The sequence below is a fragment of the Streptomyces sp. NPDC127190 genome (genome assembly GCF_042672505.1).
GTDB lineage: Bacteria > Actinomycetota > Actinomycetes > Streptomycetales > Streptomycetaceae > Streptomyces.
In genome coordinates this window covers 15,790-22,784 of record NZ_JBHXVE010000008.1, presented here as the reverse complement: position 1 = coordinate 22,784, position 6,995 = coordinate 15,790, and the positions used below count along the sequence as shown (strand labels likewise).

Genomic DNA, 6,995 nt, shown 5'->3' with positions numbered 1-6,995 from the left:
AAACACACGTCATGCCGAACCCCGACGCAGACGTGGCCACCGGCTGCCCCGCGCACGCCGGCGCCACGGCGGGCCCCCGCCCCTGGGCGCCCGGGCTGCCCGAACCCGGCCCGGTCGAACAGCTGCTGCTGCCCGACGGCAACCCGGTGTGGATGGTCACCCGGTACGAGGACGCGCTCGCCGCGCTGACCAACCGCAAGCTGAGCAAGAACCTCGACAACGCGCTGCCCGAACTGTGGCCCTCCCTCGGCTACGACGGCCGCAAGTCCATCCTCAACCAGCACATGAACCTCGCCGACCCGCCCGAGCACACCCGGCTGCGCCGACTGGTGTCCAAGGCGTTCACCCCGCGCCGGGTCGCCGACCTCGGCACCCGGATCCAGCAGATCAGCGACGAACTGCTCGACGCCGTAGCCGAGAAGGGCACCGCCGACCTGAAGGACGCGTTCATCTCGCCGTTGATCTCCACGGTGCTCTACGAGATGCTCGGCGTCCCGCTGGCCGACATCGAGGAGTTCGAGCGCAACACCTACATCTTCGTCGGCCTGGGCAACTCCTCCAGCCCGGAGGAGGTCGTCGCCTCGGTCGGCTGGTTCGAGACGTACCTGACCGACCTCACCGCGCAGCGCCGGGCCCACCCCGGCGACGACCTCATATCCGGTCTGGTGCAGGCCAACGAGGACGGCGACGCCCTCGCCGACCTGGAGATCCGCTCCACGGTCATGCTGCTGCTCCTCGCCGGCGCGGAGACCACCATCAACCTGCTGTCCAACGGCATCCTCGCGCTGCTGCGCCACCCCGAGCAGCTCGCCGAGGTCAAGGCCGACCCCGAGCTGCTCGGCCCGGCCGTCGAGGAACTGCTCCGGCTGACCAGCCCGGTCTTCACCGTGGTGTACCGCTTCGCCACGGAGGACATGGAGCTGGGCGGCGCGAAGGTCAGGGCGGGCGAGCACGTGATGATCTCGCTGGCCGCGGCCAACCACGACGCCGCCCAGTTCGGCGACCCGGAGACGCTCGACATCCACCGCGACGCGTCCCGGCACCTGGCGCTCGGCCACGGCACGCACTTCTGCATCGGCGCCCCGCTGGCCCGGCTCAAGGCCCGGATCGCGCTGCGCACCCTGTTCGACCGCTTCGACGACCTCCGGCTGGCCGTTCCCGAGGAGCAGCTGACCTGGACGCCGAGCCTGGTGGCCAACAGCCTGGACCAGCTGCCGGTGACCTTCACCCCCGTCGCCGTGGGCTGACCCCCGGCACGCACCCGACACCCCCCACACCCCCCTCGAACCGAGACGAGAGACGTCCCGCGCGGCGACCGTGTCCCGCGCGGAGTTGGGAACCGCCCGCCATGACCGAAGCACCCCAGCTCGACCCGGCCTTCATCGCCCAGCTGCTGCCCTTCGACCCCTTCGACCCGGCCTTCCTGGCCGACCCCTACCCGGTCTACGCGCAGATCCGGGAGAAGGGCCCGGTGACCCGCACCCCGCTGGGCCTGTGGGCGGTGACCGGGCACGAGGCGTGCTCGGCCGTGCTGCGCGACCAGCGGTTCGGCTGGGGCGACGGCGCCACCGTCGCCGACCACTTCCGTCACGAGGCCGACGGCTCGGTGGTCCGGCCGTTCATCTTCGCCGACCCGCCGGAGCACACCCGGATCCGCGCCCTGGTGAGCAAGGCGTTCGCGGCCCGCCAGGTGGACCGGATGCGCGCCACCGCCGAGCGGATCGTCCGCGAGCTGATCGAGACCGCCCGCGCCGAGGCCGGCGACGGCCCCGTCGACCTGATGCGCGCGGTGGCCCACCCGCTGCCCGGCCGGATGCAGAACGCGCTGCTGGACGTCCCCGCCGAACACGCCGCCCGCTTCGACGAGTTGTCCGCCGACATCGCCCGCGGCCTGGACCCCAGCTTCCTGCTCGGTCCGGAGGAGGTCGCCCGGCGGGACGCCGCCCGCGCCGAGCTGTACCAGTACATCGGCGAGCTGGCCGAGCAGCGCCGCGCGGCGCCGGGCACCGACCTGATCAGCGAGCTGGTCGCCGCCGAGGAGGGCGGGGACACGCTGACCCCGCACGAGCTGGAGGTCACCTGCACCCTGCTGCTGTCGGCCGGTTACGCCACCACCGTCAACCTGATCGGCAACGGCATGTTCGCCCTGCTGAGCCGCCCCGACCAGCGGGACTGGCTGCGCGCCCACCCGGAGCAGGTGCCGGGCGCGGTGGAGGAGATGCTGCGCTTCGACGCGCCCGTGCAGATGATCTCCCGGGTCGCCCTGGCCGAGGCCGAGATCGCCGGGCAGACGGTCCAGCCGGGCGAGCAGGTCATGCTGTTGATCGGTGCGGCCAGCCACGACCCGGCGGTCCACGAGGACCCCGACGAGCTGAGGCTGGACCGGCCGGCCGGCCGCAATCTCGGCTTCGGCCTGGGCATCCACTTCTGCGTCGGCGCGCCGCTGGCCCGGCTCACCGCCCAGGCCGCGGTCTCCGCCCTGACCGCCCTGGACATGGAGCTGCTGACCGAGGCACCGCCCCGGGTGCCCAACATCGTCATGCGCGGCCTGTCCGAACTGCCCGTCCGGATCACCGGCTGAGGCACCCGCTCGCAGCACTGCGCCCCGCCGGACGGCCGGCGGGGCGCAGCGGACAAGATGGTGTCAGGGGTTACTTGGTGAAGGCGGCGACACCGTTGGGGGTGCCGAGACCCGTCGGGCCGTCGTAGCCCTTGCCCGCCTTGCACAGGTAGGTGTCGCAGGACCCGTTGGCGCCGTCACCGACGTCGTTCAGCTGGTCCGGGTGGGCGTAGGGGTAGGAGGCCGGGGTGTCACCGGAACCCGGGGTGCCCGCGAGGGCGTAGACACCGGCGATGAACGGCGCGGAGGCGGAGGTGCCGCCGTACACGTTCCAGCCGCCCGACTGGTAGGTGTCGTAGACGGCGAGACCGGTGGCCGGGTCCGCCACGGCCGCGACATCGGCGACGCTGCGCTTGCCGCAGCCGGTGTCCTTCTGCCAGGACGGCTTCGCCTCGTACTGCGAGCAGCCGGAGCCCGCGCCGTCACCGCCGGCGGAGGTGCCCCAGACGGACTCGGACCAGCCGCGGGTGCTGCTGTCCTTCTTGAGCGAGGTGCCGCCGACGGCGGTCACGTACGGGGACGCGGCCGGGTACTCGACGCCGTAGCCGCTGTCGCCGGAGCTGACCGTGATGGCGACACCGGGGTGCTTGAAGTACGAGTCGTCGGCGGTGGCGTCGTCGGACGCCTCGCTGCCGCCGTAGCTGTTGGAGACGTACTTGGCGCCCTGCTTGACCGCCTGGTTCACGGCCGCGCCGAGGTCCTCCATGTTGGCGGACTTGGCCTCGACGAGCAGGATGTGGCACTGCGGGCAGGCCGCGCTGACCATGTCCACATCGAGGGATATCTCACCGGCCCAACCGGCGTCCGGGGCCGGGTAGTTGGTGCCGCCGTCCTGGTCGATCTTCTTGAAGCAGCCGTTGCCCGTGGTGCACTCCGGAAGGCCGTACTGGGAGCGGTAGGCCGCGAGGTCCTTCTCGGCGTTCGGGTCGTCGTTGGCGTCCACGATCGCGACGGTGGCGCCCTTGCCGCCGTCCTTGGGCAGGTGGTAGGCGGACTGGAGGTCGGCCGGGCCGAAGCCCTTGGGGGTGTCGTGGCGGCCGAGGGTCCTGTTGGCCTTCAGGTCGGTGCGCACCACCGCCTCGCACGCCATGTAGCCCGGCTTGCTCGGCTCGGAGCAGAGCCGGTGGGTGTGCGCGGTGGCGACGGCGGCGGTCGTGGTCGACGTGGTGCTCGTGGTCGCGAAGGCCGACGACTGGGCGGCGACGGCGAGGCCGCTGGTGATCAGGGCCGCCGCGGACAGCAGCGCGGGCGCGCTGCGGTGGATCGGCTTCCTTCTGCGCTGAGAACGCAATGAACTGCCCTCCGTGGGGGGATGGGTGACTCCGCACCGACGGCCGGATCGCAGTGTCATGCGCATGACAACCGCTTACCGTTGGGGGTGGCCGGGCGGAGTCGGATTCGGGCTTGGTGCTTGGTGCCACCCCGGTCAGTGGTGGCTATGAGGAGCCTATGGACACTTCGCCGGTGAGAACAGGGCCAGTTGGTAAAACCTTGGCCTGGACGTCACCGCGCCGACGGGTACCTTGTGCAGCCATGGAGCTGGAGGACACCACCGTCAACGACCTGATGTCGCTGGGCCTGCCCCGGTACGAGGCACGGGTCTACCTCACACTCATCAGACGCGGCACCTACACCGCCGCCGAGGTGGCACGCGAGGCCGACGTGCCACGCCAACGCGTCTACGACGTACTGGACGCGCTGGTACGCAGACAACTGGCCACCGCCCACCCCGGGCGCGTGGCCACCTACTCGGCCGTCACACCGGAGCTGGCGCTGTCCCGGCTGATGACCGTTCAGCGGGAGTCGGTCGAGCGGCTGGAACGGGTCTCGCAGGGGCTCGCCGGCCTGCTGCAACCCCTGTGGTCGCAGGGGCGGGCGCACACCGATCCGCTGGACTACATCGAGATCCTGCGCGACCCGAAGGCCATCGCCGAACGCTTCGCCGACATCCAGCGGCAGGCCCGGCACGAACTGCTCACCTTCTGCAAACCGCCGTTCGTCGCCCCCGCCGAGAACACCGAGGGCATCGCGGTGGTCCGCCGACTGCACCGGGCGGGCGGCACGGTCCGGGCGATCTACCTCGACGAGGCGCTGACCGACCCCGGAACGCAGGAGCACGTGAGCCGCTTCGCCGCCGCCGGGGAGGAGGCCCGCTTCGCCCCCGACCTGCCGCTGAAACTCGTCATCGCCGACGCCTCCCTGGTGCTGTGCGACATGCCGGACCCGGTGGCCGGCGCCGGCACCACCACCACGCTCTTCATCGAGCACCCGGCCCTCGCGACCTGCCTGCGCCTGGCCTTCCACACGGTGTGGCAGGACGCCAGGCCCGCCCCGGAGCCCGCCGGCTGATCCGGGCGGAGCGGTTCGCGGGTGCGTACGGCGTCGCTCAGCGGACCCGGGCCGCGCCCCCGTCCTCCCGACCGGCCTGTGATCATGAGCGCGGACGTGCGCCCCGCGGGCCGCCGGTTCCATGAAGTCCCTGTGCCGGCACGGCCGTACGACGAGGAGAGCGCGCGTATGACAAGCCGAGTGGTGTTGATCTCACCCGCCATGAACGCGGACCTGCGCGAGGCCCGGTTCGACGACTCCGGCCCGCTCGACCCGGCCGCGGCGGACCGTGCCCGCGCGGCGGCGGCCGCCCTTCCTCGCGCCGAGCGTGCGCTGGTGTCCCCCTCCGGGCGCTGCCGGCACACGGCGGCCGCGCTCGGCCTGGACGCTACCGAGACCGCCGAACTGGCCGGTGCCGGCATGGGCCGCTGGCGCGGCCGGACCCTTCAGGAGGTGACGGCCGCCGAACCGGACGCGGTGGCCCGGTGGCTGACCGACCCGGCGTCCGCCCCGCACGGCGGGGAGTCGGTGCACGAGCTGTGCGCACGGGTCGGCGCCTGGCTGGACCGGGCCGCGGACTTCACCGGCCGGACCCTCGCGGTGGTCGAACCGGACGTCGTACGCGCCGCGACCGTCCGGCTGCTGGCAGCCCCCGAGTCCGCCTTCTGGCGGATCGACGTACGCCCCCTGCACACGGTCGAGTTCACCGGCCGCGCCCACCGCTGGAACCTCACCCTGGGCCGCCCGCTCACCTGACCCCCGGGGCGGCCGGGGATGATCGGAGGGGAGGCAGAATGCCCGCATGACCATCCACTGTGCCGTGCTCGACGACTACCAGGGCGCTGCCCTGAACCTGGCCGACTGGAGTCCGCTCGCCGACCGGGTCGAGGTGCGCACGCTCCGCGAGCACATCACCGACCGGGACGAACTCGTCGCCGCACTCGCCGACTGCGAGATCGTCGTGGCCATGCGGGAGCGCACCCCCTTCGACGCGGACCTGCTGGACAGGCTGCCCCGGCTGCGCCTGCTGGTGACCACGGGCATGCGCAACGCCTCCATCGACCTCGCCGCGGCCGCGGCCCGGGGAGTGACGGTCTGCGGCACCGCCAGCAGCCCCACCCCGCCCGTCGAGCTGACCTGGGCCCTCCTCCTCGGCCTCGCCCGGCACCTCACCGCCGAACACCGGGCCCTGCGCGAGGGCGGCCCCTGGCAGTCCACCGTCGGCCAGGACCTGCACGGCCGCACCCTCGGCCTGCTCGGCCTCGGCAAGATCGGCTCCCGGGTCGCCCGCGTCGCCACCGCCTTCGGCATGGACGTCCTCGCCTGGAGCGAGCACCTCACCGCCGAGCGCGCCGCCGACGCCGGGGCCCGGCTCGCCGACAGCAAGCAGGACCTGCTGGGCCGCAGCGACTTCGTCTCCGTCCACCTCGTGCTGTCCGACCGCACCCGCGGCCTGATCGGCGAGCCGGAACTGCGCGCCATGCGCCCGCACGCCTACCTCGTCAACACCTCCCGCGCCGCCATCGTCGACCGGCAGGCCCTGCTGCGCGCCCTGCGCGAGGGCTGGATCGCCGGAGCCGGTCTCGACGTCTTCGACACCGAGCCGCTGCCCGCCGACGACCCCCTGCACTCCCTGCCCAACGTGCTGGCCACCCCGCACCTCGGATACGTCACCGAGCGCAACTACCGCACCTTCTACACGCAGGCGGTGGAGGACATCGCCGCCTTCCTCGCCGGTACACCGGTGCGGTCGCTGACACACGACTGATCATCAAACCCCTTCCTCTGGCAGGAAGTTGACAGGACGCGCCGCCCGACGCGACGGCGGGGTGCCGCCGGAGAAGATCCGTTACGATGCCGAAGGCGCCCCGCCGTCCACCCCGCACCGTCCACCGACCCCGGTCGCCCGGCGCCCCGCACCTGCCCGCTCCGAGACCCCGCGCGACGCCCCGCAACCCCCGGGCGGTGTCGAGGCCCAGCCGCCATGCCCCCAGCGCGTCGCCGCCCCTGCCCATGGCCGCGGCAGCGGCCCGACCCATCTGGAGGA

6 protein-coding genes are annotated in these 6,995 nt (G+C 72.8%); 5 read left to right on the top strand and 1 reads right to left on the bottom strand.

Annotated elements, in window-relative coordinates; all coding sequences use genetic code 11:
* Window positions 1–11: 11 nt before the first annotated feature.
* Entirely contained in the window at window positions 12–1,247 is a 1,236-nt protein-coding gene (locus tag ACFVIU_RS14800; protein ID WP_385842823.1) for a cytochrome P450, read from the top strand.
* A 101-nt stretch (window positions 1,248–1,348) separates the two neighbouring features.
* The gene (locus tag ACFVIU_RS14795; protein WP_385842822.1) at window positions 1,349–2,581 is read left to right on the top strand and encodes a cytochrome P450; all 1,233 of its coding nucleotides are present in this window, start codon (window positions 1,349–1,351) and stop codon (window positions 2,579–2,581) included.
* A 70-nt stretch (window positions 2,582–2,651) separates the two neighbouring features.
* On the opposite strand, the gene ACFVIU_RS14790 is transcribed toward ACFVIU_RS14795, so the two are convergent.
* On the bottom strand, window positions 2,652–3,911 hold the full coding sequence (locus tag ACFVIU_RS14790) for a S8 family serine peptidase (RefSeq protein ID WP_385842821.1): 1,260 nt from the start codon (window positions 3,909–3,911) through the stop codon (window positions 2,652–2,654).
* Between the two features lie 242 nt (window positions 3,912–4,153).
* On the opposite strand from ACFVIU_RS14790, the gene ACFVIU_RS14785 reads away from it, so the two are divergent.
* The 3 genes from ACFVIU_RS14785 (at window position 4,154) to ACFVIU_RS14775 (ending at window position 6,716) form a co-directional block, all read left to right on the top strand.
* Window positions 4,154–4,969, top strand: a complete 816-nt coding sequence (locus tag ACFVIU_RS14785) for a TrmB family transcriptional regulator (RefSeq protein ID WP_385842820.1) — start codon at window positions 4,154–4,156, stop codon at window positions 4,967–4,969.
* Between the two features lie 168 nt (window positions 4,970–5,137).
* Entirely contained in the window at window positions 5,138–5,704 is a 567-nt protein-coding gene (locus tag ACFVIU_RS14780; protein WP_385842819.1) for a histidine phosphatase family protein, read from the top strand.
* Window positions 5,705–5,750: 46 nt separating this feature from the next.
* On the top strand, window positions 5,751–6,716 hold the full coding sequence (locus ACFVIU_RS14775) for a D-2-hydroxyacid dehydrogenase family protein (protein ID WP_385842818.1): 966 nt from the start codon (window positions 5,751–5,753) through the stop codon (window positions 6,714–6,716).
* Window positions 6,717–6,995 lie beyond the last annotated feature (279 nt).